The organism is Streptomyces aurantiogriseus (assembly GCF_014649375.1).
GTDB classification, from domain to species: Bacteria; Actinomycetota; Actinomycetes; order Streptomycetales; family Streptomycetaceae; genus Streptomyces; species Streptomyces aurantiogriseus.
Genome location: NZ_BMSX01000044.1, coordinates 1 through 23,677, shown reverse-complemented (window position 1 = coordinate 23,677; position 23,677 = coordinate 1). Strand labels below are relative to the sequence as shown.

21 protein-coding genes are annotated in these 23,677 nt (G+C 71.9%); 12 read left to right on the top strand and 9 right to left on the bottom strand.

From position 1 onward, the window contains the following. Positions 1 to 141, bottom strand: a complete 141-nt coding sequence (gene pqqA / locus IE263_RS46475) for a pyrroloquinoline quinone precursor peptide PqqA (protein ID WP_189944205.1) — start codon at positions 139 to 141, stop codon at positions 1 to 3. A 69-nt stretch (positions 142 to 210) separates the two neighbouring features. Continuing rightward, the gene (locus tag IE263_RS46470; RefSeq protein ID WP_229911549.1) at positions 211 to 1,359 is read right to left on the bottom strand and encodes a PQQ-dependent sugar dehydrogenase; all 1,149 of its coding nucleotides are present in this window, start codon (positions 1,357 to 1,359) and stop codon (positions 211 to 213) included. A gap of 383 nt (positions 1,360 to 1,742) precedes the next feature. On the opposite strand from IE263_RS46470, the gene IE263_RS46465 reads away from it, so the two are divergent. The 10 genes from IE263_RS46465 to IE263_RS46420 all read left to right on the top strand — a co-directional run bounded on the left by IE263_RS46465 (position 1,743) and on the right by IE263_RS46420 (position 10,868). Then, positions 1,743 to 3,398 carry an FAD-dependent oxidoreductase gene (locus IE263_RS46465; RefSeq protein WP_189944203.1) on the top strand — a complete coding sequence of 552 codons (1,656 nt, stop codon included), beginning with the start codon at positions 1,743 to 1,745 and terminating at the stop codon, positions 3,396 to 3,398. Positions 3,399 to 3,702: 304 nt separating this feature from the next. Then, the gene (locus tag IE263_RS46460) at positions 3,703 to 4,632 is read left to right on the top strand and encodes a hypothetical protein (protein ID WP_189944202.1); all 930 of its coding nucleotides are present in this window, start codon (positions 3,703 to 3,705) and stop codon (positions 4,630 to 4,632) included. A gap of 134 nt (positions 4,633 to 4,766) precedes the next feature. Next, the gene (locus IE263_RS46455; RefSeq protein WP_189944201.1) at positions 4,767 to 5,447 is read left to right on the top strand and encodes a class F sortase; all 681 of its coding nucleotides are present in this window, start codon (positions 4,767 to 4,769) and stop codon (positions 5,445 to 5,447) included. Positions 5,448 to 5,600: 153 nt separating this feature from the next. Next, positions 5,601 to 6,722: a SchA/CurD-like domain-containing protein gene (locus tag IE263_RS46450; protein WP_189944200.1), complete on the top strand. Its 1,122-nt coding sequence runs from the start codon at positions 5,601 to 5,603 to the stop codon at positions 6,720 to 6,722. 73 nt (positions 6,723 to 6,795) lie between these two features. After that, positions 6,796 to 7,236 (top strand): cupin domain-containing protein, encoded by a 441-nt coding sequence (locus IE263_RS46445; protein WP_229911548.1) that lies wholly within the window; start codon positions 6,796 to 6,798, stop codon positions 7,234 to 7,236. After that, positions 7,233 to 8,498 carry a beta-ketoacyl-[acyl-carrier-protein] synthase family protein gene (locus tag IE263_RS46440; RefSeq protein ID WP_189944199.1) on the top strand — a complete coding sequence of 422 codons (1,266 nt, stop codon included), beginning with the start codon at positions 7,233 to 7,235 and terminating at the stop codon, positions 8,496 to 8,498. Before IE263_RS46445 ends, IE263_RS46440 begins: the two co-directional genes overlap by 4 nt. Continuing rightward, positions 8,498 to 9,748: a beta-ketoacyl synthase N-terminal-like domain-containing protein gene (locus tag IE263_RS46435; protein WP_189944198.1), complete on the top strand. Its 1,251-nt coding sequence runs from the start codon at positions 8,498 to 8,500 to the stop codon at positions 9,746 to 9,748. The genes IE263_RS46440 and IE263_RS46435 overlap by 1 nt, the downstream gene beginning before the upstream one ends. Before the next feature lie 29 nt (positions 9,749 to 9,777). Next, complete coding sequence (locus IE263_RS46430; RefSeq protein WP_189944197.1) at positions 9,778 to 10,035, top strand: acyl carrier protein; 258 nt, start codon at positions 9,778 to 9,780, stop codon at positions 10,033 to 10,035. Between the two features lies 1 nt (position 10,036). Then, on the top strand, positions 10,037 to 10,516 hold the full coding sequence (locus IE263_RS46425) for an SRPBCC family protein (protein ID WP_189944196.1): 480 nt from the start codon (positions 10,037 to 10,039) through the stop codon (positions 10,514 to 10,516). Positions 10,517 to 10,535: 19 nt separating this feature from the next. Continuing rightward, positions 10,536 to 10,868 (top strand): TcmI family type II polyketide cyclase, encoded by a 333-nt coding sequence (locus tag IE263_RS46420; protein ID WP_189944195.1) that lies wholly within the window; start codon positions 10,536 to 10,538, stop codon positions 10,866 to 10,868. 83 nt (positions 10,869 to 10,951) lie between these two features. Here IE263_RS46420 and IE263_RS46415 read toward each other — a convergent pair whose 3' ends face one another. From IE263_RS46415 to IE263_RS46390, 6 genes are all read right to left on the bottom strand, one after another. After that, positions 10,952 to 11,980: a methyltransferase gene (locus IE263_RS46415; RefSeq protein ID WP_189944194.1), complete on the bottom strand. Its 1,029-nt coding sequence runs from the start codon at positions 11,978 to 11,980 to the stop codon at positions 10,952 to 10,954. A gap of 74 nt (positions 11,981 to 12,054) precedes the next feature. Then, positions 12,055 to 13,233: a right-handed parallel beta-helix repeat-containing protein gene (locus tag IE263_RS46410; RefSeq protein WP_189944193.1), complete on the bottom strand. Its 1,179-nt coding sequence runs from the start codon at positions 13,231 to 13,233 to the stop codon at positions 12,055 to 12,057. Between the two features lie 73 nt (positions 13,234 to 13,306). Continuing rightward, positions 13,307 to 14,863 (bottom strand): ABC transporter ATP-binding protein, encoded by a 1,557-nt coding sequence (locus IE263_RS46405; RefSeq protein WP_189944192.1) that lies wholly within the window; start codon positions 14,861 to 14,863, stop codon positions 13,307 to 13,309. Further along, positions 14,860 to 15,684: an ABC transporter permease gene (locus IE263_RS46400; protein WP_189944191.1), complete on the bottom strand. Its 825-nt coding sequence runs from the start codon at positions 15,682 to 15,684 to the stop codon at positions 14,860 to 14,862. Before IE263_RS46400 ends, IE263_RS46405 begins: the two co-directional genes overlap by 4 nt. After that, positions 15,681 to 16,676, bottom strand: coding sequence for an ABC transporter permease (locus tag IE263_RS46395; RefSeq protein ID WP_373312297.1), 996 nt, complete (start codon positions 16,674 to 16,676; stop codon positions 15,681 to 15,683). The genes IE263_RS46400 and IE263_RS46395 overlap by 4 nt, the downstream gene beginning before the upstream one ends. After that, entirely contained in the window at positions 16,673 to 18,226 is a 1,554-nt protein-coding gene (locus IE263_RS46390; protein WP_229911547.1) for an ABC transporter substrate-binding protein, read from the bottom strand. The genes IE263_RS46395 and IE263_RS46390 overlap by 4 nt, the downstream gene beginning before the upstream one ends. A 193-nt stretch (positions 18,227 to 18,419) precedes the next feature. Between IE263_RS46390 and IE263_RS46385 the strand changes: the two genes are divergently transcribed. Then, a complete protein-coding gene (locus tag IE263_RS46385) occupies positions 18,420 to 19,805 on the top strand; it encodes an MATE family efflux transporter (protein ID WP_189944189.1) in 1,386 nt (461 codons plus the stop codon). Between the two features lie 489 nt (positions 19,806 to 20,294). Here the strand turns inward: IE263_RS46385 and IE263_RS46380 are convergent, their stop codons facing one another. Continuing rightward, positions 20,295 to 22,175 (bottom strand): ABC transporter ATP-binding protein, encoded by a 1,881-nt coding sequence (locus IE263_RS46380; protein ID WP_189944221.1) that lies wholly within the window; start codon positions 22,173 to 22,175, stop codon positions 20,295 to 20,297. Between the two features lie 45 nt (positions 22,176 to 22,220). On the opposite strand from IE263_RS46380, the gene IE263_RS46375 reads away from it, so the two are divergent. After that, complete coding sequence (locus tag IE263_RS46375) at positions 22,221 to 23,318, top strand: lysylphosphatidylglycerol synthase transmembrane domain-containing protein (RefSeq protein WP_229911546.1); 1,098 nt, start codon at positions 22,221 to 22,223, stop codon at positions 23,316 to 23,318. The last annotated feature ends 359 nt before the right edge of the window (positions 23,319 to 23,677 follow it).

Below are 23,677 nucleotides of genomic sequence, written 5' to 3'. Positions count from 1 at the left end.
CTAGCGGGTGGAGAGGGAGTAGGCGGTGACCTCCAGCGCGGTGTCGACGACCGTGTACCCGGGCGTCTGCCAGGCGCTCCGGTCGGTCTGCTCCGCGGTGGTCCCGGCCGGGTGCGGGGTCTGCTCGACGGATTCGGTCATGGTGGGTACCTGCCTTTCGGGGGAGGTGGGTTCACCCCTTCACGAGAAGGGGAGTCCGGAGGATGTGCGTCACCTGATGGTGATCCTGAGGATGCGGTCCCTGTTGTCGCCGCGGTCGGACGTGCCGAGCCAGAGCTCGTCGGCGCCGGGGACCTTGGCCAGCGCCCGCAGTCGGCCGTAGGCGCCGTTGTAGTACGACGTCGCGGTTCCGACGCCCTTGCCGGTGCTGTCGATCGGCAGCCGCCAGAGCCGCTGGCCGAGCAGTGTCGAGATGTACAGGACGTTGCGCTTGACCGCGATCTGGGCGGGCACGCCTCCCTCGGACGGCTTCCAGACCATCTTGGGGTTGGTCATTCCCGCTTTGGAGCAGGATCCCTCGCAGGCGGGCCAGCCGTAATTGGCACCCGGGGTGATCAGGTTGAGTTCGTCCCACGCGTTCTCGCCGATCTCGGTCTCCCACAGTCTGCCCCGGGCGTCCCAGGCGAGGCCCTGGGGATTGCGATGGCCGAGGCTGTAGACGCGGTTGCCGAACGGGTTGCCGGGCGCTGCGGCACCGCTCTTGGTGATGCGCAGGATCTTCCCGTTGAGCGAGTTCTTGTCCTGCGCGAGATTCCGTTTCAGTGCATCGCCGACGGTGACGTACAGATAGCCGTCGGGACCGAAGGCGATCTTTCCGCCGTTGTGGTCCCCGCCCCGGGGAATTCCGCCGATCAGGACGGTGTAGTCGCGCAGGGAGCTGCCGTCGAAGCGCATCTTCACGACCCGGATGTCCCGGGCGGCCGTGTGGACGAAGAAGACGTCCTTGTCCGTGGTGCCGTTCCAGGTCGGCGAGGGGGCGACGCCCAGCAGCCCGCCGCCGGCCACTCCTGGAGTGGGGGACGGGGCGACCGTGTGCGGCACCGTGCCCACCTGCTTCTTGGATCCGTCACTCCCCTGGACCCATACCTTGGCGTTGAAGCGCTCCGTCACCAGCGCCTTCTTCCCGCTGGGCAGGAAGGAGATGGTCCAGGGCCGCGTCCACTGGCCGGAGAGGACGGAGACGCCCGACGGCGCGCCGTCGGCCCGGGCACCCGCCCCCGCCTCCGTCCGGGACGAGAGGCTCTCCGCCGCCGCGGCCGACGGCGTCGGCTGCAGGACGCAGGCGCCGAGGACAGCGGTGACGGCAGCGGTGACCGCTGCCGTGCCCGGACGGAATCTGTGCAGCGCCCAATGCGCCAAGCGTGCCATTCTGTTGCCTTTCCTGTCGTGGGGTGCGACCGGCTGGAATGCGAAGGGGAATCCGCCGCGGCGACCGATTCAGAGGTACTGCCCCTTGCCGGGCTGCGTCCTGACGCACCCTCGGAAAGCGAAAAAAAGGGGGCGAGAACCGAAGCGGGGAGATGACTCCTGCAAGGAGTATTGAGCGCCGGCTTTCGCGCGGGCCAGCCGGACTCCCCCATCCTGCTGAAGGATTCGATCGCGGCAACCGGGCGGGTCAGGGCCGGTCCGCCGGACAGGCTCTGAGTGAGTGAAGCCTGGGCCGCCGTCCGCCGTGTGGGGCATGGATGAGGACCCCGGCCGTATCCGGCCGAGTCGGCGAAAACGACGCGCGGAGGCGAGTGATGAACGAACGATCCGATCAAGCCGACCACAAGACCCACGAGGTGCCCGTCCTCATCGTCGGCGGATCCCTGGTGGGGCTTTCGACCTCGGTGTTCCTGGGGCGGCTGGGGGTGCCGCACACCTTGGTGGAGCGCCACTCCGGTACCTCCATCCACCCCCGGGGCCGCGGCAACAACGTACGCACGATGGAGCTGTTCCGGGTGGCCGGCGCCGAGCCGGCGATCCACGAGGCCGCGGCCACGCTGGCCGACAACCACGGCATCCTGCAGACGCCCACCCTGGTGGGCGACGCGGGCGAGTGGCTGTTCCGGGACATCGACCCGGGTGGCGGACTGGCCCGCTTCAGCCCGAGTTCCTGGTGCCTGTGCAGCCAGAACGACCTGGAGCCGGTCCTGCTCGACCACGCCGTCGGGCTCGGCGGCGACCTGCGCTTCTCCACCGAACTGATGTCGTTCGACACCGATCGCACCGGCGTCACCGCGGTGGTCAAGAGCCGGGAGACGGGTGAGCACACCACCGTCCGGGCGGCCTATCTGGTGGCCGCCGACGGCCCGCGCAGCCCCGTGCGGGAACAGCTCGGCATCGGTCAGAGCGGCCCGGGCGACCTGTTCCACAACATCAGCATGACCTTCCGCTCCCGCGGCCTCGCCGAGGTGGTGGGCGACCGTCACTTCATCGTCTGCTATCTGACCAACCCGCAGGCCGACGGAGCGCTGCTGCCCGTGGACAACCTCGAGCAGTGGGTCTTCCACGCCCCCTGGCACCCCGAGCACGGCGAAACGCTGGAGGACTTCACCGACGAGCGCTGCATCGAGCACGTCCGCCGGGCGGTCGGGGTCCCGGACCTCGATGTGCAGATCACCGGCCGGGCTCCCTGGCACGCCGCCCAGCGGGTCGCCCGGACCTACCGGGCCGGACGCGTCTTCCTGGCCGGCGACTCGGCCCACGAGATGTCCCCGACCGGGGCCTTCGGCTCCAACACCGGCATCCAGGACGCCCACAACCTCGCCTGGAAGCTGGCGGCGGTGCTCGGCGGCTGGGCGGGGGACGGACTGCTGGACACCTACGACCTGGAACGCCGGCCGGTGGCGGAGGCCACCAGCGCCCGCGCGGCCGCCCGGTCGGTCGAGCACAGCCACCCCGGCTACGCCCCGCCGCCCGGCACCGGCGGCGCGCCTCAGCGCGGCATCCTGAACGTGACCCTCGGCTACCGCTACCCGCAAGGTGCCGTCGTCGACGCCGATCCCGCGACCCCGGTCGTCCCGGACCGGCTCGAGCTGACCGGAGAGCCCGGCAGCAGGGCACCCCACCTGTGGGTACGGCACGAGGGCAGGCGGATCTCCACCCTCGACCTGTACGAGCGGTCCCTGGTCCTGCTCAGCGACGCGGACGAGTCGAGCGGATGGCACAAGGCCGCGAACCTCCTCGCCGAGCAGATGTCCCTCCCGCTCGCCTCGTACCGGGTGGGGACCGGTGCGGACTCCGAGCTGGCCCCCGAGGACGACGCGGACTGGGCGGAACGCCACGGCACGACCCGCGGAGGCGCCGTACTCGTCCGGCCCGACGGGTTCGTCGCATGGCGGTCGCCGGGTCCGGTCCGGGACGCCGAGGCGACACTGCGTCAGGTCCTCACGTCCGTGCTGGCCCTGACCTGACCCCCCGGGAGACGGTGCGAGCCGCGCCTGAACCACGAGAACGACGCTCAGCAGTCGCCGATTCGGCTGCTGGGCGTCGGCGTTTCCAGGCGGCTTCAACTGCCGTGCGGACGCACGCTGTTGCAAACGGGACACCCGCTGCCGGACGGCCGCACCGCACCCCCGTTCGCGCGACGCGTTCACTCGCGTGAGCGCCCCGAGTGGTGCGATGCGCGGAGCTGACTGACGGTGGATCACGTCGAGGCCGGGTTACCTCAGCTGACGAGATGCCGGCTGCCCGTGCCCTGACGGAAGGAACTGTCCTATGCGCTCTGCTCGCTTGCTCCTGGCCACCGCGGCGGCCACCGCCGCCCTCGCCATCTCCGGACCCGGCGCCTTCGCGGCCGGAAACGACTGGGAGCACGACGACTCGTCCTACAGCAAGGAGCACGACAAGGACAAGGACAAGGACTACGGCAAGGACGAAGACAAGGACAAGGACTACGGCAAGGACGAGGACAAGGACTACGGCAAGGACAAGGACGACTACGGCAAGGACAAGGACGACTACGGCAAGGAGAAGGACGACTACGGCAAGGAGAAGGACGAGCACAAGGACAGCAAGCACGACAAGCCCCACGGCGGCGTGCACACCGGCGGCGGCGCGCTGACCCTGCAGACGAACGACTACGACGAGGACAAGGACAAGGACTACGGCAAGGACAAGGACAAGGAGAAGGACGACTACGGCAAGGACAAGGACAACGGGTACGGCAAGGACAAGGACGACTACGGCAAGGAGAAGGACGACTACGGCAAGGACAAGGACAACGGGTACGGCAAGGAGAAGGACGACTACGGCAAGGAGAAGGACGAGCACAAGGACAGCAAGCACGACAAGCCCCACGGCGGCGTGCACACCGGCGGCGGTGCGCTGACCCTGCAGAAGGCCGACGACGGCGGCTACAAGGACGACCACGGCAAGGACTCGTGGTCCAAGGACGACAAGGACGACTACGGCAAGGACAAGGACAACGGGTACGGCAAGGAGAAGGACGACTACGGCAAGGAGAAGGACGACTACGGCAAGGACAAGGACCACGGCGGCTACCACAAGCCCCACGGCGGCGTGCACACCGGTGGCGGCGGGCTCGCCTCGCCCGGCGTGACCGCGGGTGGTATTGCCGTCCTGGCCCTCGCCGGCACCGGCCTGTACGCCGCACGTCGCAAGAAGTCGGCCCACGGCCTGGCCTGAGCCATGCCGGACGCGATAGCAGCCGGGGCCGCCACCGACGCACACCGCGTGGCGGCCCGGCCCGCTGTCCGCCCGGCCGTTCCCCTCCACCCGCCCCGCCCGCCCGCTGCCATGCGCTAGTGAGGTGTTCCCCGATGGCAGTCCCCCCCTCCGCCCCCACCGACGACGAACCGGTGCCGCCCGGCCAGGGGTCTCGTGGAACCACGACCATCCTGTGCGCCGCGGCTCTTCTGCTCCTGGCGCTGAGCCTCCTCGGCGGCCACGACACCTCGTCCCGCCCGGCCGACGCCTCCCGCCCGCCGCACGCCCCGCAAGCCGCCCCGGTGGCCTCCCCCCTCTCCGGGCGGCCGGTGGGCAAACATCTGCCGCGGTCGAGACCGGTGCGGCTGATCATCCCGAAGATCTCGGTGAACGCCCCCTTCACGGACCTCGACCTCGCCTCCACCGGGCATCTCGAGGCCCCACCGCCCAACGACACCAACCTCGTCGGCTGGCACGCCGCGGGCCCCTCACCCGGCGAGACCGGCACCTCGATCATCGCCGGGCATGTCGACACGGCCACCTCCGCCGCCGTCTTCGCCGAACTCAGCGAACTCAAGAAGGGGGACGTCTTCCACGTCACACGAGCCGACGGGCGCAAGGCGTCCTTCGTCGTCGACGACACGGAGACGTTCGACAAGGACCACTTCCCCAGCGCGCGCGTGTACGCCGACACGCGCCAGGCCCAGGTCCGGCTCATCACCTGCGCGGGTGACTACGACCGCGCGGTCAAGGACTACACGGCCAACCTGGTGGTCTTCGCCCATCTGAGGTGACCTCACCACCCGTGTCAGCGGCACCGGTCACTCGCGTAGTCCATCCGAATCGCGCACCGGTGAGGACCGGCTCAGGATCGAGGCACGTCGCACCGCACCACCGCAAGTGAAGCCCGCTTCTCTGCTCTCCCCCTCGAAGGAGATGTGCCCAGCATGACCACTACGTCCGCCCCTTCCTCCCGACCGCTGACGCGACAGGTGTCGCACCGCGTGTCCCAGTCCGTGTTCGACGGCTCCCGGCTCCGGGTCGTCCTGCTGGTGGACGTCAACGACGGAGCCCAGCAGCAGTTCCTGGAGGCGTACGAGCAGCTCTGCAACCAGGTCGCCTCCGTTCCCGGGCACGTCAGCGACCAGCTGTGCCAGTCGATCGAGAACCCCTCCCAGTGGCTCATCACCAGTGAGTGGGAGAGCGCCCCGCCGTTCCTCGCCTGGGTGAACAGCGAGGAGCACGTCCAGATGGTGGAGCCGCTGCACAGCTGCGTCCGGGACACCAGGTCGCTGCGCTTCCACGTCGTCCGTGAGACCGGCGGCCCGGCGGCGGACCCCGCGTCCGGCAAGCGCCGGCTCCAGGCGTCGCCCCGGATCGGTGACGGGGTGATCCGTCACGCCCTCACCTTCACCGTCAAGCCGGGCAGCGAGCAGACCGTCGCGAAGATCCTCTCCGACTACGCCCCGCCCGAGCCGAGGGTCGACGACACCACCCGGCTGATGCGCACCTCCCTGTTCATGCACGGCAACCGCGTGGTGCGGGCCATCGAGGTGCGGGGCGACCTGCTCGCGGCGCTGCGTCACGTCGCCCGGCAGCCCGAGGTGCGGGCCGTCGAGGAGGCCATCAACCCGTATCTGGAGCAGGAGCGGGACCTCGACGACCAGGAGTCCGCCCGGGTCTTCTTCACCCGGGCGGCGCTGCCCGCCGTACACCATGTGACGGCGGAGCGGGAGGACCCGGACGCGGAGCGGCACGCGTTGTACTACCCGGCGCGGCCCGGGCGCGGTATGGAACTGGCGCGGCTGCTGGCCCAGCAGGACGAGGCGGCGGCGGACGATCCGCGCAATCCGGTCCTGTGCAGCACCATCTTCCAACGCGACGACGTCGTGGTGCGGCTGATCGACGTGCGGGACGGCCTCGACGCCGGCGACCCCGCGCTCTCCCTCGGCCTCCTGGATCCCGCGAAGGCGGCGGAGCTGACGACGTTCGCGGACGGCGACCTCACGCGCCTCCTCAAGCTCGCCCGCATGGACCTCATCACCGACCGCCGCTCACCCCGCGGCTGATCCCGTCCAGCACGCGGGTCGGGGCGGCCACCCGGCCCCCCAAGTCGACACAGCACACGATCGGAGCAACGTCGTGATCACATCCCGTCCCAGAATCGTGGATCTCAGCGAGGTCGAGCCCAACACCCGGCGCGGCGGCGATCTGCGCGCCATGCTCACGCCCGCCACGGTCGGCTCGACCAGCGGCTTCATGGGCGTGGCCATCGTGCGGCCCGGCGACCGCATCGGTGAGCACTACCACCCGTACTCCGAGGAGTTCGTGTACGTCGTCTGCGGGCAGTTGGAGGTCGACCTGGACGGCGAGCCCCACCCGCTGCGGCCGGAGCAGGGCCTGATGATCCCCATCAACATGCGCCACCGGTTCCGCAACGTCGGCAACGTGGAGGCCCGCATCGTCTTCCACCTCGGCCCGCTGGCCCCGAGCCCGCCGCTCGGCCACGTCGACACCGAGGAGACCAGCGCCGTCCCGGAGGGGGCCGGCGCGGGTACGGCACGAGGGAAGGTCGGCTCATGACCAGGCGCGTGGCGGTCACCGGCATAGGCATCGTCGCCCCGGGCGGCATCGGCGTCCCCGCGTTCTGGGACCTTCTGTCGAACGGGCGTACGGCGACACGGGGCATCACCTTCTTCGACCCGGCCGGGCTGCGTTCCCGGATCGCCGCCGAGTGCGACTTCGATCCGGCTGCCCACGGGCTGGACCCGCAGGACACCGCCCGATCCGACCGGTACATCCAGTTCGCGCTGGTCGCCGGGCAGGAGGCGGTACGGGACGCCGGCATCGACCTGGCCCGGGAGAACCCGTGGCGGGTCGGGGTCTCCCTGGGCACCGCGGTCGGCGGCACCACCCGCCTCGAGCACGACTACGTCCTGGTCAGCCACAAGGGGCAGCGCTGGGACGTGGACCACCAGGAGGCGGAGCCGCACCTGCACCGCGCCTTCGCGCCCAGCACGCTGGCCTCGACGGTGGCGGAACGGTTCGAGGCGCGCGGCCCGGTGCAGACCGTCTCCACCGGCTGCACCTCCGGGCTCGACGCGGTCGGCTACGCCTTCCACACGATCGAGGAGGGCCGGGCCGATGTGTGCATAGCCGGCGCCTCGGACTCCCCGATATCCCCGATCACCATGGCCTGCTTCGACGCGATCAAGGCCACGTCGCCGAACAACGACGACCCCGCCCACGCCTCGCGTCCCTTCGACGCCGACCGCAACGGGTTCGTCATGGGCGAGGGCGGTGCGGTGCTCGTCCTGGAGGAGCTCGAGCACGCCAAGGCCAGAGGCGCGCACGTGTACTGCGAGCTCAGCGGTTACGCCACCTTCGGCAACGCCTACCACATGACCGGTCTGACCAGGGAGGGCCTGGAGATGGCCCGCGCCATCGGAGTCGCCCTCGACCACGCCCGGCTCGACGGCACGGCGGTCGACTACGTCAACGCCCATGGCTCGGGCACCCAGCAGAACGACCGTCACGAGACGGCGGCGGTGAAGCGGGCCCTGGGGCAGCACGCCTACGGCACGCCCATGAGCTCCATCAAGTCCATGGTGGGCCACTCCCTCGGCGCGATCGGGGCGATCGAGGTCGTCGCCTGTGTGCTGGCCCTGGCTCACCAAGTGGTACCGCCCACCGCGAACTACGAGACCCCGGACCCCGAGTGCGATCTGGACTACGTCCCGCGGGTCGCCCGCGAGCGGAAACTGAACACCGTCCTCTCCGTGGGCAGCGGGTTCGGCGGCTTCCAGTCCGCGGTGATCCTGAACCGGCCGAGAGGGAGGACATGATGAGCGAACCGCATCCGCGGCGCGCGGCCGTCACCGGGATCGGTGTGGTGGCGCCCAACGGAACCAGCACCGAGTCCTTTTGGAAGTCCACCCAGGAAGGCATCAGCGTCCTCGACCGGGTCACCCGCGAGGGCTGTGAGCACCTGCCGCTGCGGGTGGCCGGCGAGGTCCGGGACTTCGAGCCGACGGCGGCGATCGAGGAGCGCTATCTGGTCCAGACCGACCGGTTCACGCACTTCGCGATGGCCGCGGCCGACCTGGCGCTGGACGACGCCCGCCTCGGCCAGGCCGACACCGGCGAGGCGCCGTTCTCCGTGGGCGTGGTCACCGCGGCCGGTTCCGGCGGCGGCGAGTTCGGCCAGCGGGAGCTGCAGCAGCTGTGGGGCAAGGGCAGTCGCTTCGTCGGCCCGTACCAGTCGATCGCCTGGTTCTACGCGGCCAGCACCGGCCAGATCTCCATCCGCCGCGGCTTCAAGGGCCCCTGTTCGGTCGTCGCCGCCGACGAGGCCGGCGGCCTGGACGCCCTCGCGCACGCGGCGCGGGCCGTGCGGCGCGGCACGGATGTGATCGTGGCCGGTGCGACCGAGGCGCCGCTCGCCCCGTACTCGGTGGTGTGCCAGCTCGGCTACCCCGAGCTGAGCACCGGCGACGACCCGGCGCGCGCCTACCGCCCGTTCACCGAGGGGGCCTGTGGGTTCGTGCCCGCCGAGGGCGGTGCCATGTTCGTGGTGGAGGAGGCGGCATCGGCCCGGGAGCGGGGCGCGCGGGTGCGCGCCACCCTCGTGGGACACGCGGCGACGTTCACCGGCGCCTCGCGCTGGAAGGAGTCCCGGGAAGGGCTCGCCCAGGCCATCCGCGGCGCCCTGGACGAGGCGGGCCTGGCGCCGGAGGAGATCGACGTGGTCTTCGCCGACGCCCTCGGCGTGCCGGAGGCGGACCGTGCCGAGGCGCTGGCGATCACCGACGCGCTCGGCGCGCACGGCAGGCGGGTGCCGGTCACCGCGCCGAAGACCGGGATCGGCCGCAGCTTCTGCGCGGCGCCCGTGCTGGACGCCGCGGCGGCGGTGCTCGCCATGGAGCACGGCCTGATCCCGCCCACCCCCAATGTTTTCGACATCTGCCATGACCTCGATCTGGTGACCGTCCGTGCCCGGGCCGCCGAGCCGCGCACGGCGCTGGTCCTCGGCCGGGGGCTCATGGGCTCGAACTCGGCGCTGGTGCTGCGGCACGGCGCCGCCGACGCCTCGTGACGAGGCCAGGGAGCAAGGAGAGGTACCGCATGAACGACCGCATCACCGTGGAAGAGCTGGCCGAGCTGATGAAGAAGGCCGCCGGAATCACCGTCGCCCCGGAGGAACTCCAGCAGCAGTACGACACCGGTTTCGACAGCCTCGGCATCGACTCGCTGGGGCTGCTGGGCATCGTGGGCGAGCTGGAGAACCGTTACGGCGCGCCGATGCCGACCGACGCGGAACGCTGCAAGACCCCGCGGCAGTTCCTCGACCTCGTCAACAGCGCGCTGCCGGCAGGAGCGTGACATGGCCGGACACACGCAGAACGAGATCACCATCGCCGCGCCGCTGGATCTGGTCTGGGACATGACCAACGACGTGGCGAACTGGCCGCGGCTGTTCAGCGAGTACGCCTCGGCCGAGATCCTGTCCCAGGAGGGCGACAAGACCACCTTCCGGCTGACCATGCACCCCGACGAGAACGGCACCGTCTGGAGCTGGGTCTCGGAGCGGGAGACGGACCGCGACACACTCAGCGTGCGGGCCCGCCGCGTCGAGACCGGGCCCTTCGCCTACATGAACATCCGGTGGCAGTACGAGGAGGTGCCCCAGGGCGTGCGGATGGTGTGGACCCAGGACTTCGAGATGAAGCCGGAGGCACCGGTCGACGACGCCTGGATGACGGACAACATCAACCGGAACTCCAAGGTCCAGCTGGCCCTGATCCGGGACCGCATCGAGAAGGCCGCCGCCGAGCGGGGGTCCGCTCCGGGCCTCACCGACTGAACCGGACGGAGGACATTCCATGCACCACGCCCTGATCGTCGCCCGGATGGCCCCGGGGTCCGCCCCGGACATCGCCAGGATCTTCGAGGAGTCCGACCGGGGAGAGCTGCCGCACCTCGTGGGGGTCTCCCGGCGCAGCCTCTTCCAGTTCGGTGATGTGTACCTGCACCTCATCGAGTCCGAGCGGGACCCGGGCCCCGCCATCGCCAAGGTGGCCGGTCACCCCGCGTTCCGGGACGTCAGTGAGCGGCTGCAGGCGCACGTCTCCGCGTACGACCCCGAGACGTGGCGTTCGCCGAAGGACGCGATGGCGCACTGCTTCTACCGCTGGGAGCGGGACACCGGCGCCTGAACCGCCCGCTCGCCCACCGGTCGCCGGGCCCGCACATGTCGCGGGCCCGGCGACCGGTGGTGTGCGCGCGGCCGAGCAGGTCGTCAGCCGGGCACGTGGCAGTCGAACGCGTGCAGGTAGGGGTTGACCGGGCGGATGTCGTCGACGACCAGACCGGCGTCGGTCAGCCGGCCGACCATGCTCTCGGTGGTGTGCTTCGCCCCGCCGACGTTGAGGAGCAGCAGCAGATCCATGGCGGTGCTGAAGCGCATCGAGGGCGTGTCGTCGACGAGGTTCTCGATGACGACGACCCGCGTGCCGGGTCCGCCCGCTCCGATGACGTTGCGCAGGGTCCGCGCGGTGCTGTCGTCGTCCCACTCCAGGATGTTCTTGATGACGTACACATCGGCCTGGAACGGGATGGCCACACGGCAGTCGCCGGGCACGATGCGCACCCGCTCGGCGAGCGCGCCTCCCGAACGCAGGCGGGGGTCGGCGTTCTCGACCACGCGCGGCAGGTCGAGCAGGGTGCCGTGGAGGGACGGGTACTTCTCCAGCAGGCTCGCCACCACATGCCCCTGGCCGCCGCCGATGTCGGCGACCGAGGAACTCCCGGACAGGTCGAGGAAGTCCGCGACGTCCTGCGCGGACTGTCGGCTGGAGGTCGTCATGGCCCGGTTGAAGACCTCGGCCGACTCGGGGGCGTCCTCGTTGAGGTAGGTGAAGAACTCCTTGCCGTACAGGTCCTCGACGACGTTGTGGTGGGTGCGCACCGCCTCGTCCAGGTGCGGCCACGCGGCCCAGGTCCACGGCTCGGTGCACCACAGGGTGATGTAGCGCAGGCTGTGCGGGTCGTCCTCGCGCAGCAGCCGGGACATGTCGGTGTGCGCGAAGGTCCCGTCCGGCTGCTCGGCGAACACGCCGTAGCAGGCCAGGGCCCGCAACAGCCGTCTGAGCGGCTGTGGTTCGGTCTTCACCGCCGCGGCCAGGTCCGGCACGGTCATGGGGCTGTCACCGAGGGCGTCGGCGACCCCCAGCCGGGCGGCCGCGCGGAGAGCGGCGGCGCACGCCGCGCCGAACACGAGCTCCCTCAGCCGCATGGACGGTGGTGGGGCGGTCTGTGCGGTCGTCATGCGCCGCCTTCCTTCCTTCTCGGATCAACAGGGATACGGTCGACGGTCGTCGCCGACCGGCCGGCGTCGGCCGGTCAGCACAGTCCGGCGGGCTTGGACGAGCGGCAGGTGTTGCCCTCGAAGGTGTTGCCCTTGCCGGTGTCCGTGTTGACGAGGTCCGCCGGGGAGTTGCCCCGCAGCGTGTTGCCGCTGATGCGGTTCCGCTCGCTGGTGGCGCCGACCATGCTCTTGAACAGGACGATGCCGCCCGACAGCGGCGAGGTGCCGACGTTGTTCCTGATCGTGTTCCGCGTGACCAGGGTGTCCTCGGCGCCGGTGAGCACGATGCCGGAGCCCTGCAGGAAGGGCAGCCGCGCCGTCTTCGGGCAGTACTTGTTGTTCCGCTCGATGCGGTTGTCGCGCACGGTCAGGGCGCCGGCCCTGGGCTTGTTCTCGTCGCCGACGACGAACAGGCCCGCGCAGTTGCCGGTGACGTGGTTGCGCTCGACGGTGAGGTTGCGCAGACGGCGGACGGTGATGCCGATGCGGTTGTCCTCGAGCCGGTTGTGGTCGACCACCGCGCCCTTGGTGTCCGTGGCGCCTTCCTCGGCCGTGATCGTGTTGGCGAGGAACAGGCCCGCGTCGCCGTTCGCCCGGGCGGTGTTCCACCGGAACACGCCGCGGAGGGAGCGCTCCTGGGCGATGCCCCACACCCCGTTCTTCGACGCGATCACGTTCCGCACGGTCAGCCGGTCGGTCGACACGGCGGACACGCCCGCCTTGGCGAAGCCGGTCACCTTCAGGGAGGCGATGGTGACGTCCTTGAGGCGGCGGTTCTTCGTGCCCTCCACGCAGATGCCGTTGCCGGCCTTGGCGCAACTGTCGGCGGCCTTCGCGGAGCCGGCCGGCTTCTCGGCGTTCGACGGCTTCTCGGCGTTCGACGGTTTCTTGGCGTTCGACGGCTTCGTGCTCGCCGGCTTCTTGGCGTTCGACGGCTTCGTGCTCGCCGGCTTCTTGGCGCTCGGCTGGATCACCGTGCTGGGGCCCACGCCGCGCAGGGTCAGCCCGGGCGTGGTCACCGTGACGCTCTCGCGGTAGGTGCCGGCGGTCACGAGAACGGTGTCGCCCGGCTTGGCGGCGTCCACCGCCTTCTGGATCGACTGCCCCGGGTGGACCACATGGGTCTTGTGGCTGGGAACCGGCGGGGCGGCTCCCAGTCCTGCTCCGACGACCGCTGCGGTGCACGCGAGGTACGCGATATGGCATTTCTTCATATTCCGCACCATATGACCGGAATGTTCATCGGATGGTCCATGGACCATCCGGCGGCGTGTCACGCCGCCGGGATCACGGTGCCGTCGTCGCCGCGCCCAGCAGCGCCCGGGTCGCCCTGTGTTCCGGGGCGGCGAACACCTCGGCGGTCCGCCCCGCCTCCACGACGCGACCCCCCTCCAGCACGGTGACGGTGTCCGTACGGCCGGCGATGAGCGGGAGGTCGTGGCTGATGAGGACGAGGGTGGTGCCACGCCGCTCGCGCAGGCCGGCCAGCAGGTCCATGATCGCCCGACCGGTCTCGGCGTCCAGCGCCGAGGTGATCTCGTCGCAGATCAGCACGTCGGGGTCGGGGGCGAGAGCCCGCGCGATCGCGACCCGCTGGCGCTGTCCGCCGGACAGCTCGTGCGGGTACCGGTCGGCGAACTCCGCCGGCAGGCCGACCTGTTGGAGGAGATCGACGACCCCGTCGCGGACGTCGCGGGCGGCGCAGCGGCGGTGCAGGCGCAGGGGGCGGCCGACGGCTGCGCCGACGGTGCGGCTGGGGTTCAGCGCGCCGAGCGGGTTCTGTGTGACGAGTTGCATCCCGCGCCGCTGCTCGCGGGTACGGCCGCGCAGGCCGGTACTCAGGGCCGTACCGGCCAGGTGGATTGTGCCGGAGGTGCTGCGCTGCAGGCCTACGACGGTCCGCACGAGGGTGGTCTTGCCGGAGCCGGAGACACCGACGATGCCGGCTGCGGCACCGGGGGCGACGGTGAGGCCGACGCCGGTGAGGGCGGGGGTGCCGCGGAAGGAGACGTGCAGGTCCCGTACTTCGAGGAGGGGTGAACCGCCTTTGCCGGCCGACGAGTCGACGGTTCTCGTACGCGGCGCCCCCGGGCGGGGTGCGGGCATGTGAGCACCGAGGTGCACGATCTCGTCCGCGAACCGCTCGACCACCTCCGGGTCGTGGCAGGAGAAGGCGACGGCCAGGTGGTGGGTGCGGGCCAGGTGGCGCAGCAACTCGGCGATCTCGTCGCGCAGTTCGGGGTGGAGGCCGGCGGTGGGCTCGTCGAGGAGCAGGACGTCGGGGCGGCGGGCCAGGGCCCGGGCGAGGGCGACACGGCGCTGCTGTCCGCCGGAGAGGGCGCCGGGGCGGCGGGCGGCGAGACGGCCGTCGTCCGGGAGACGCACCTCGGCGAGCAGCGCGGCGACGGCATCCGCGCTCTTGTCCGCGGCGAGTTCGCGGACGAGGCTCCGGACCCGCATCCGCGGGTTGAGTCCGGAGCCGGGATCCTGACCGACGTGGGCGAGGCGGGTGCCGCGCAGGGTGCGCAACGCGCGCTCGCCGAGTGAGAAGACGTCGTGTCCGAGGACGTCGACGTGACCGGCGGTGCGGGTCGTGCCGGGCGGCAGCAGTCCGGTGACGGCCCGCAGGAGGGTGGTCTTGCCGGCGCCGGAGGGGCCGGTCAGGGCGACCAGGCGGCCGGGGCGCAGGGTGAGGGAGGCGTCGTTCAGGAGGAGGCGGCCGTCGGGGGCGGCGACGGTGAGGCCGGTGACCCGGACGGCGGGGGTGTCGTTCGGCGCGACCGTGCGGCTCGCGGCACCCGCGACGCCGGGTTCGTCCTCCCGTCGGTCCGAGGTGTGGCTCACAGGACGGTCACCGCCTTCCGGCCGGTCTGGGGGGCCAGGGTGGCGGCCGCGAGGTTGACGCTCAGGGCGAGGAGGCCGATGGCGATGCCGGGGGCGACCACGGACCAGGGGTTGAGCAGGATGCCGGAGGAGTTCTCGCGGATCATCAACGCCCAGTCGGCGGCCGGGGGTTGGGGTCCGACCTGGAGGAAGCCGGCCGTGGCGACGAGGTACACGGCGGCGACGAACCGCAGGCCGAACAGGGCGAGCAGCACCGCGCGCAGGTTGGGCAGGATCTCGCGGACGACCAGGTACCAGAGACGTTCCCCGCCGGCGGCCGCCGCCTCCACGTAGCCCGCTCCGGCGATCGGGGCCGCCGCGCCCGCCGCGAGCCGGACGGCGTACGGCACACCCAGGACGACGGCGGCGGCGATGACGGCGAGGCGGCCGCCGCCGGGCCAGGACAGGGTGACGAGCAGGATGCCCAGCACGGCCGGCAGCAGCATCAGCACGTCGGCGATCCGCTCCACGACCCGTCCGACGAGCGGCCGTACGGCGCCGATCGCGCCGAGGACCGCGGCCGTGCCGGTGACGAGGAGGGCGACGAGCAGCGAGGACAGGACCAGGTCACGTCCGCCGGCCAGCAGGCGGCTGAGGACGTCCCGGCCGAGCTGGTCACCGCCGAGCAGGGTCCCGCCGGCGCCGGCCTCCCCGTAGGGCGCGGTCACCGGGGCGTCGACGGCGTGCGGGGTGATCCAGGGGCCGACGAGGGCGAGGCCGGTCAGCAGCAGGGCGGGCAGGAGGCGTACGGCGAGACCCGCACGGCGTCGGGTGGTGCTCATCGTCGGCCTCCCGTGACGACGTCCCGGACCAGGTCGGCCAGGAGCAGGACCACCGTGATGACGGCGCCGGACAGGGCCGTGACCCCGGCGATGACGGGGCTGTCCCGGTCGGCGACCGCGGAGGCCAGCACCGAGCCGATCCCGGGGTAGTTGAAGATCGTCTCGACGACGACGGCGCCGCCGAGGAGCATGCCGGTGGAGGTGGCGAGGCCCGCGGCGACGGCGGGCAGGGCACCGGGCAGGACGTGGTGGGTGAGGACACGGTGTGGCGGAAGTCCGTCGAGGACGGCGCTCTCCACGTGCGGGGTGCGGGCCTCGTCGGCGAGGGCGGCGCGCACGATCCGGGTGTTCCACCCGGTCTGCGGGACGGTCAGGGCGAGGGCGGGCAGGACGAGCATGTCCCAGGAGGCCGGGGAGCCGTCGGCGTCGGTGAGGGTGACCGCGGGCAGCCAGCCGGTCCAGAGCGACAGGACGAGGACCAGCGCCACGGCGACCACGAACTCGGGCAGGGCGAGGACGGCGGTCGCGGCGCCCGAGACGGTGCGGTCCAGCCGTCCGCCGGGGCGCAGGGCGGCCCAGCAGCCCAGGGCGAGGGACAGCACGGCGGTGAGCAGCAGGGCGATCGCGCCGAGCAGCAGGGTGTTGGGGAAGGCACTGGAGAGCAGGTCGGTGACCTGCTCTCCGCGGGCGGAGGTGCCGAGGTCGCCGGTGGGCAGGCCGGTCATCCAGTCGAGGAAGCGTTCCAGGACCGGGCGGTCCAGACCCAGGAGTTCACGGCGCGCCGCGAGGTCGGCGGCGCTCTCGCCGCGCTCGGAGGTGGCGGTGGCGGCGTCGCCGGGGAGCAGTTCGACAGTGAGGAAGACCAGTGCGAGGAGCAGTGCCAGCAGGCTCGCCCACTTCAGCAGCAGCACGCCCGCACGGGCGAACACACGGGCCGACCGCTTGCCCGGGCTGAGCGGGGAAGCGGTCGGCGCGGTGGTGGGGGACGTCAACGGGCCAGCCATGCCTGTTCGAGCTGGACCCGGCCGTAGCCCGGCAGGGTGGGCAGGCCGCGGACCGCGGAGCCGGCGAGGTCGATGCCGTCGGCCATGCCCCACAGGAGGTAGCCGGAGCGGTCGTACTCGATCTGCTGGAGTTCCTTGAGGAGTTGGGTGCGCCGAGCCGCGTCGGCGGTGCCGATGGCCTTCTCGTAGGCCGCGTCGAACGCGGGGTCCTTGAAGCCGGCCTCGTTCTGGCCGCTGTCGGAGACCATGGTCTTGCTGGCGAAGAAGACCACGGAGTCGTTGGTTCCCCAGTAGGTGGTGTAGAGGGAGCCCTTGAGCCAGGTCTTCTCCCAGAAGACGGCCGACTCCTGCTTGACGACCTTGATCTTAACGCCGGCCTCGCGGACCTGGTTGGCGAAGAGGGTGGCCGACTCGGCGAGGCCGGAGATGTCCTCGGTGGTGAGCAGCTCGTACGTCTTGGAGGTGTCGAAGCCGGCCTCCGCGAGCAGCTTCTTGGCCTGGGCGAGGTCGCGGGCACGCTGCGGGATGCTCTTGTCGTAGGCGGGATCGCCGGTGCCGAGGATGTCGTTGGCGACGGAGCCGTAGCCGGAGAGGACCTGCGCGACCATGGCCTCGCGGTCCACGGCCAGACGCAGGGCCTCGCGGACCTTGGGGTCGGCGAAGGGGCCGTCGGCGGTGCGCATGACGATGGGCATCGCCATGTCGTTGGAGCGGCGGACGGTCTGGATGTCGCTGCGGCCCTTGGCGGTGCGGGCGGCGACGGCGCCGACGTTGGAGGCGACGTCGATCTGCCCGGCCAGCAGGGCGTTGGCCATCGCCTGCGGGCTCTCGAAGATCTTCACCTCGATGGCGTCGAGGTGGACCTCGCCGCCGTACCAGTCCTCGTTGCGGACGAGGCGGGCGTTGCCGGAGCGGAACCACTCCAGCTTGAAGGGGCCGGTGCCGGGGGCCTTCTCGATGTCCTTGTCGGTGGTGCCCGCGGGGACGACGAAGGTGGTGAGGCGGGTGAGCAGGGGCAGTTCGGCGTTGGCGTAGTCGGAGACGAGGACGACGGTGTCGGTGCCCTCGGCCTTGATGCCCGCGGCCTGGATGCCGGGCAGCCGGGAGGCGCCGGAGGGGGTGGCGCGCAGGCGCTTCAGCGAGAAGACGACGTCCTCGGCGGTCACGGGCGAACCGTCGTGGAACGTCGCCCCCTTGGCCAGCTTGAACTTCCAGGTCCTGAGGTCGGCGGACGGCTCCCAGCTCGCGGCGAGCCGGGGTTCGGTGTTCGGCTTGTCGCCGGGCACGGTCAGGGTGTCGTAGACGAGACTGAGGACCAGGTAGTCGCTCTCGTTGGCCTGGGTGCCGTGCGGGTCCCGGGTGATGGCGCCGGGGCGGCCGAGGGCACCGACGCGCAGGGTGCCGCCCTTGCGGGGCTTGGCCGAGGCATCGGAGGCGGACGCGGTGGGCTCGTCGTCGCTGCCGCCGCAGGCGGCCAGCACACCGGTCGCACCGAAGGCCGCGCCGGCTCCCATGAGTTGACGTCTCGTCAGATACACGCACGGTCCTCGATTTCACCGATGGCTCGTTTTCTTAGGTTTGCCTATCCTGAATTCCAGCAAACCCACAAGGGGGCATACAGCGTGATCTTGATCAAACTGAGGTAAGCCTTGCCTACCGTCTGTGAACTGGCTATGTTTCTTCGGCCGTTTGTACACCCGCCTTGCCGAACGCCCCCCAGGAACGGACCGGATGCAGCCAGCCCTCGCCCGACTCCTGGCCGACAGCCACGCCCTGGGCGCCCTCGCCGTCCCGCTCGCCCTCACCCAGCTCGCGCAGGTCGCCCTGACCACCACCGACACGGTGATGATGGGTCTGCTCGGCACCGAGGCGCTGGCCGCCGGCGGACTCGCGATGGTCGTCTTCAACCAGCTCCGCACGATGGGCGTCGGTCTGGTCACCGCCGTCGGCAACCAGGTGGCCGCGGCCGACGCCCGCGCCGAGTCGGGGACGGCGGGCGCGCAGGAGGACGTACGGGACCTGGTCCGCGCAAGTCTGTTGCTGGCCACTCTGGCGGGCCTCGCCGGAGCGGTGCTCATGGTCCTGATCGGGCACGCCGTGATCTGGCTGGGCCAGGACGCGGACGTCGTCGAGGCGGCGCGGCCCGTGCTCCACCTCATGGCGCCCGGCCTGGTGCCCTGCCTGTGGTTCCAGGCCCTGCGGCAGTTCACCGTCGGCATGCGCCGCCCGCAGGCCCTGCTGCGCATCACCCTCGCCTCGATCGCCGTCAACGCGGCCCTCAACTGGGCGTTCATCCACGGAACCTGGGTCTTCCCGGAGCTGGGCCTGCCCGGCGTCGGCCTCTCCACGAGCCTGGTGTACGCCCTGTCGTTCCTGGCCCTGTACGCGTCCGCCCGCCGTGACGCCGACCTGGCACCGCTGCTGTCCCTGAGCATCTGGAAGACCCGCCCGGCCACCCTGCGGCGCCTGGCCGGCCTCGGTACGCAGATCGCGGCCACCTACGGGTCCGAGGCCGGGTTCTTCTCCGTGGTCGCGCTGCTCGTCGGCAGCTTCGGAACCGCCGCGCTGGCCGCGCACACCGCCGTCAACCAGCTCGTCTACATCGTCTTCCAGATCGCCGTGGGCCTCTCGCACGCCGCGTCCCTCGGCGTCAGCCGCGAACTCGCCCTGGGCAACCCGGCCGCCGCTACCCGTCTGCGGAACACCGCCCTGGCCTGCGCGGCCGCGGTCATGGCCGTCGTCGCCCTGGTCTACGCGAGCGTCCCCCGCCTGGTCCTGGCGCCCTTCTTCGACACCGGCGACCGGGCGGCGACGGACCTCGCCACGCAACTGCTCCTCGTCGCCGCCGTCCTGCAGTTCTTCGACTGCGCCCAGAACATCGGCGTGGGCCTGCTGCGTGGCCTGGACGACACCAAGGGAGGCTTCCGCGTCACCCTCGTCGGCTACTGGCTCGTCGGCCTGCCCGCCGCGGCCCTCCTCGGCTTCGCCGCCGGCTGGGACACCATGGGCATCTGGCTCGGCCTCCTCACCGGCCTCGCCACGACGGCCGTACTCCTGCTGCGCCGCTTCGGACGGGGTCTGGAGCGGCGGGGCGAGACGGCGACCGTGACGCCCTGAGCCGGTTCCGGGCAGACGGCGACCGTGACGCCCTGAGCCGGTTCCGGGCGCCGCGCAGCCGCCCGCGCCACGGCTGCCGACAGCCGGCGTGCGGCATGCGCCGCCGGCTGGGGTGCCCGGGGCCGCCGTGCCCGCCCTCGCCCCGGCCCGCTCTTCGCCGCCGACAGGGCCACCGTGGACATCTGACGTGGCCTGTACCCCCGGCCGCGGTCGGCGGCCCGCTCCTCGCCGCCACGGCGGGGACGACGCGCCCCAGAAGCGGCACGCTCGCCCCGCCCGGCGTGACCACCGACGGACCGGCCGCCGCCACCGCGGGGACCCCCGACCGCGGCCACCGACGGCCGCCGCCGGCTGTCAGCCGCTGCGCGGTGCACGGCCGTTCCCCGGCCCACCCCCGCGCCGCCACGGCACACCGGAGGCGGCGCGCTCGCCGCGCCCGGTGTGGCCACCGGGCGGCCTCCTCTCACGCGCCGCCCCGGCGACAACCCCTCACGCCGCCACCTCCGCGACCGCCTCCGGCTGCGTGAACTGCGTCCGGTACAGCTCCGCGTACCGCCCGTCCGCCGTCAGCAGGTCCTCGTGTGTGCCGCGTTCCACGATGCGGCCGGACTCGACGACCAGGATCTGGTCGGCGGAGCGCACGGTGGACAGGCGATGGGCGATGACGATCGCGGTGCGGCCCGTGAGGGCCTCGGTGAGGGCCTCCTGGACAGCCGCCTCGGAGGTGTTGTCGAGGTGGGCGGTGGCCTCGTCGAGGATGACGACGCGCTGGCGGGCCAGCAGCAGCCGGGCGATGGTCATCCGCTGGCGTTCGCCGCCGGAGAGGCGGTAGCCGCGCTCACCGACGACCGTGTCGAGACCGTCGGGCAGTGAATGGACCAGGTCGTCGAGGCGGGCCCTGCGCAGGGCGTCCCACAGGTCGTGCTCGCCGGCCTCGGGGCGGGCGAGGAGCAGGTTGGCGCGGACGGTGTCGTGGAAGAGGTGGCCGTCCTGGGTGACCATGCCGAGCGTCTCCCGCAGGGACCGCGCGCTCAGGTCACGGACGTCGACCCCGCCGATGCGGACGGCGCCCTCGTCGACGTCGTACAGGCGCGGGAGGAGCTGGGCGATCGTCGACTTGCCGGCGCCGGAGGAGCCGACGAGGGCGACGGTCTGTCCGGGTTCGGCACGGAAGGAGACGCCGTGCAGGACCTCGGCGCCGCCGCGGGTGTCGAGGGTGGCGACCTCCTCCAGGGAGGCGAGGGAGACCTTGTCGGCGGACGGGTAGCCGAAGCGGACGTCCTCGAACTCGACGGAGACCGGGCCCTCGGGCACCTCACGGGCGTCCGGCGTCTCCTCGATGAGCGGCTTCAGGTCGAGCACCTCGAAGACGCGCTCGAAGCTGACCAGGGCGCTCATCACCTCGACCCGGGCCCCGGCGAGGGCGGTGAGCGGGGCGTACAGGCGGGTCAGGAGCAGGGCGAGGGCGACGACGGCGCCGGGGTCCAGGGTGCCGTTCAGGGCGAGCCGGCCGCCGAGGCCGTAGACGAGGGCGAGGGCCAGGGCGGAGACAAGGGTGAGGGAGGTGATGAACACGGACTGGGCCGTCGCCGTGCGGACACCGATGTCCCGGACCAGCGCGGCGCGGGCCGCGAACTCCGCCGACTCCTGCTCGGGGCGGCCGAAGAGCTTGACGAGGGTGGCGCCGGGCGCGGAGAAGCGCTCGGTCATACGGGTGCCCATCGCCGCGTTGAGCGCGGCCGCCTCCCGCTGCATGCCGGCCATCCGCCGGCCCATCCGGCGGGCGGGCACCACGAACACCGGCAGCAGGGCCAGCGCGAGCAGGGTGATCTGCCAGGACAGGGTGAGCATGACGGCCAGGGTGAGCAGCAGGGTGACCACGTTGCTGACCACTCCGGAGAGCGTGTTGCTGAAGGCGCGCTGGGCGCCGATCACGTCGTTGTTGAGTCGGGAGACCAACGCTCCCGTACGGGTACGTGTGAAGAACGCGACCGGCATCCGCTGCACATGATCGAACACAGCCGTGCGCAGATCGAGGATGAGCCCCTCGCCCAGCGTCGCCGAGAGCCTCCTGCCCAGGATGCCGAGCGCCGCCTCCAGCACCGCGATGAGCGCGATCAGCAGCGCGAGCCGGACGACGGTGCCGGAGTCTCCGTGCGACACGATCGCGTCGACGACCCGGCCCGCGAGGACGGGCGTGGCGACGGCGAGCAGCGCGGTCACCACCCCGAGCAGCACGAACAGGGCGATACGGCGGCGGTGCGGGCGGGCGAACGCGCCGATGCGGCGCAGGGTCACCCGGTCGAAGGGACGGCGTTCGTGCCGCGCGTTCATGACGCTGTACAGCTGCGTCCAGGCGGTGGTCTCCATGCTCATGAGAACGACCGTAAAACCTCAAGCATTGTCGAGGTCAACATGACGATGTCTCCTCCCCCGCCGCCGTCCACGCTGCGGCCATCCCGCGTTGACGTGGCGCGGAAAACCTCTCTCGATGTGAGAGCGGTTCACCTCCCCCCAGGGCCTCCCCCAGGGCCTCCCCGAGGACCTCTTCCCCAAGGTCCTCTCCCGCAGGACCGGTCCCGTCGGCGGCTCCCGGTCCGCCAGGTGCTGTGTCTGCTCCCGCTCGTCCTCGTCGGGATCGTCGCGGTGCGGCACTGGTCCGTCCTCGCCGAGGGCTTCGGCCATCTGCGCACGGCCCAGTGGCCCTGGCTGCTGGCCGCGGCGGGGGCGACCTGTCTGACCTGGGTCGCGGCGGCCGTCACCCGGCAGGGCGCGGTCGTGGAACGGCTGCCCCGGCTGCGGCTGCTGGCCACCCAGTTCGCGGCGGGCGCCGCCAACCACCTGCTGCCGACGGGCCTCGGCGCCAGCGCGGTCAACCTGCGGTTCATGGCCGTGTGCGGGGTGCCCCTGGCCCGCTCCTCTGCGGCCCTCGCGCTGTACCTGCTGGCGGAGGGCATCGCCCGCGTGGGTCTGCTGGCCGCGCTGCTCCTCGCCTTCCCCGGCGCGCTGCGGCTCGGCGCCCTCCTGCCCGAGGGGGCCCTCGGCCCGCTGCCGGCCGTGCTCGCCGGGGCCGCGCTGCTCGCGGCGGCCGCGCTCCTCCTCGTACGACGGCTGCGGTCGGCCGTGTGCTCCTTCCTGCGCACCGCGCTCGGCGAGGCACGCTCGGTGCACACCCGTCCGGCCCGGGCACTGGCCCTGTGGGGCGGCTCCCTCGCGTTCCCGGCGCTGCAGGCGGCCGGGCTCGCCGCGGTCGGGCAGGCCCTGGGGCTGCCGGTGCCGCCGGCGCACATGGCGGTGGCGTATCTGGCGGCCACCGTCGCGGTCGCACTCGTGCCCACCCCGGGCGGGATCGGCTCGGTGGAGGCGGCGCTGATCGTGGCGCTGGTGGCGGCGGGCGGCCCGGCCGCGGTCGCCACGGCCGTGGTCCTCGCCTACCGCATCATCACGGTGTGGCTGCCGCTGCTGCCGGGGGCGTTGACCCTGGGCGCGCTGGTGCGGCTGAAGGTGATCTGACCCCGCCGGCCGTCCCGCATCCCGTCGGCACAGTGGGGCGTCGGTCCGACGCCAGGGGGACCGGATCATGACGGCGCCCGAGCCGACACCCGGCCCGACCACCAACCCTTCGGCGTCGGCCGCCGTTCTGCTGCGGCTGCGGCCCGGAGTCGGACGCCGTCCTCGTCGCCCGCGGCCCGCACCCGTACGGCACGACGGCGCCACCACTGCCCGACCGGGCCCCGCTCATCTCACTGGGTCATTCCTCCACGGCTGTGTCGCCGTAGCGCCGCGCGACCTCGTGGAACGCCTCCTTGGGTCTGCACGCACCGTCGCCGGTCACCGCCACGACCCCGAAGCCGGCCTTGTCGAGGTCGAGA

Excerpts from the sequence above, each read along its gene's own strand:
- IE263_RS46420 (WP_189944195.1), top strand. The coding sequence starts at position 10,536 with ATGCACCACGCCCTGATCGTCGCCCGGATGGCCCCGGGGTCCGCCCCG.
- IE263_RS46425 (WP_189944196.1), top strand. The coding sequence starts at position 10,037 with ATGGCCGGACACACGCAGAACGAGATCACCATCGCCGCGCCGCTGGAT.
- IE263_RS46380 (WP_189944221.1), bottom strand. The coding sequence starts at position 22,175 with ATGGAGACCACCGCCTGGACGCAGCTGTACAGCGTCATGAACGCGCGG.
- IE263_RS46450 (WP_189944200.1), top strand. The coding sequence starts at position 5,601 with ATGACCACTACGTCCGCCCCTTCCTCCCGACCGCTGACGCGACAGGTG.
- IE263_RS46460 (WP_189944202.1), top strand. The coding sequence starts at position 3,703 with ATGCGCTCTGCTCGCTTGCTCCTGGCCACCGCGGCGGCCACCGCCGCC.
- IE263_RS46435 (WP_189944198.1), top strand. The coding sequence starts at position 8,498 with ATGAGCGAACCGCATCCGCGGCGCGCGGCCGTCACCGGGATCGGTGTG.
- IE263_RS46440 (WP_189944199.1), top strand. The coding sequence starts at position 7,233 with ATGACCAGGCGCGTGGCGGTCACCGGCATAGGCATCGTCGCCCCGGGC.
- IE263_RS46375 (WP_229911546.1), top strand. The coding sequence starts at position 22,221 with ATGACGATGTCTCCTCCCCCGCCGCCGTCCACGCTGCGGCCATCCCGC.
- pqqA (WP_189944205.1), bottom strand. The coding sequence starts at position 141 with ATGACCGAATCCGTCGAGCAGACCCCGCACCCGGCCGGGACCACCGCG.
- IE263_RS46385 (WP_189944189.1), top strand. The coding sequence starts at position 18,420 with ATGCAGCCAGCCCTCGCCCGACTCCTGGCCGACAGCCACGCCCTGGGC.
- IE263_RS46410 (WP_189944193.1), bottom strand. The coding sequence starts at position 13,233 with ATGAAGAAATGCCATATCGCGTACCTCGCGTGCACCGCAGCGGTCGTC.
- IE263_RS46465 (WP_189944203.1), top strand. The coding sequence starts at position 1,743 with ATGAACGAACGATCCGATCAAGCCGACCACAAGACCCACGAGGTGCCC.
- IE263_RS46455 (WP_189944201.1), top strand. The coding sequence starts at position 4,767 with ATGGCAGTCCCCCCCTCCGCCCCCACCGACGACGAACCGGTGCCGCCC.
- IE263_RS46430 (WP_189944197.1), top strand. The coding sequence starts at position 9,778 with ATGAACGACCGCATCACCGTGGAAGAGCTGGCCGAGCTGATGAAGAAG.
- IE263_RS46415 (WP_189944194.1), bottom strand. The coding sequence starts at position 11,980 with ATGACGACCGCACAGACCGCCCCACCACCGTCCATGCGGCTGAGGGAG.
- IE263_RS46400 (WP_189944191.1), bottom strand. The coding sequence starts at position 15,684 with ATGAGCACCACCCGACGCCGTGCGGGTCTCGCCGTACGCCTCCTGCCC.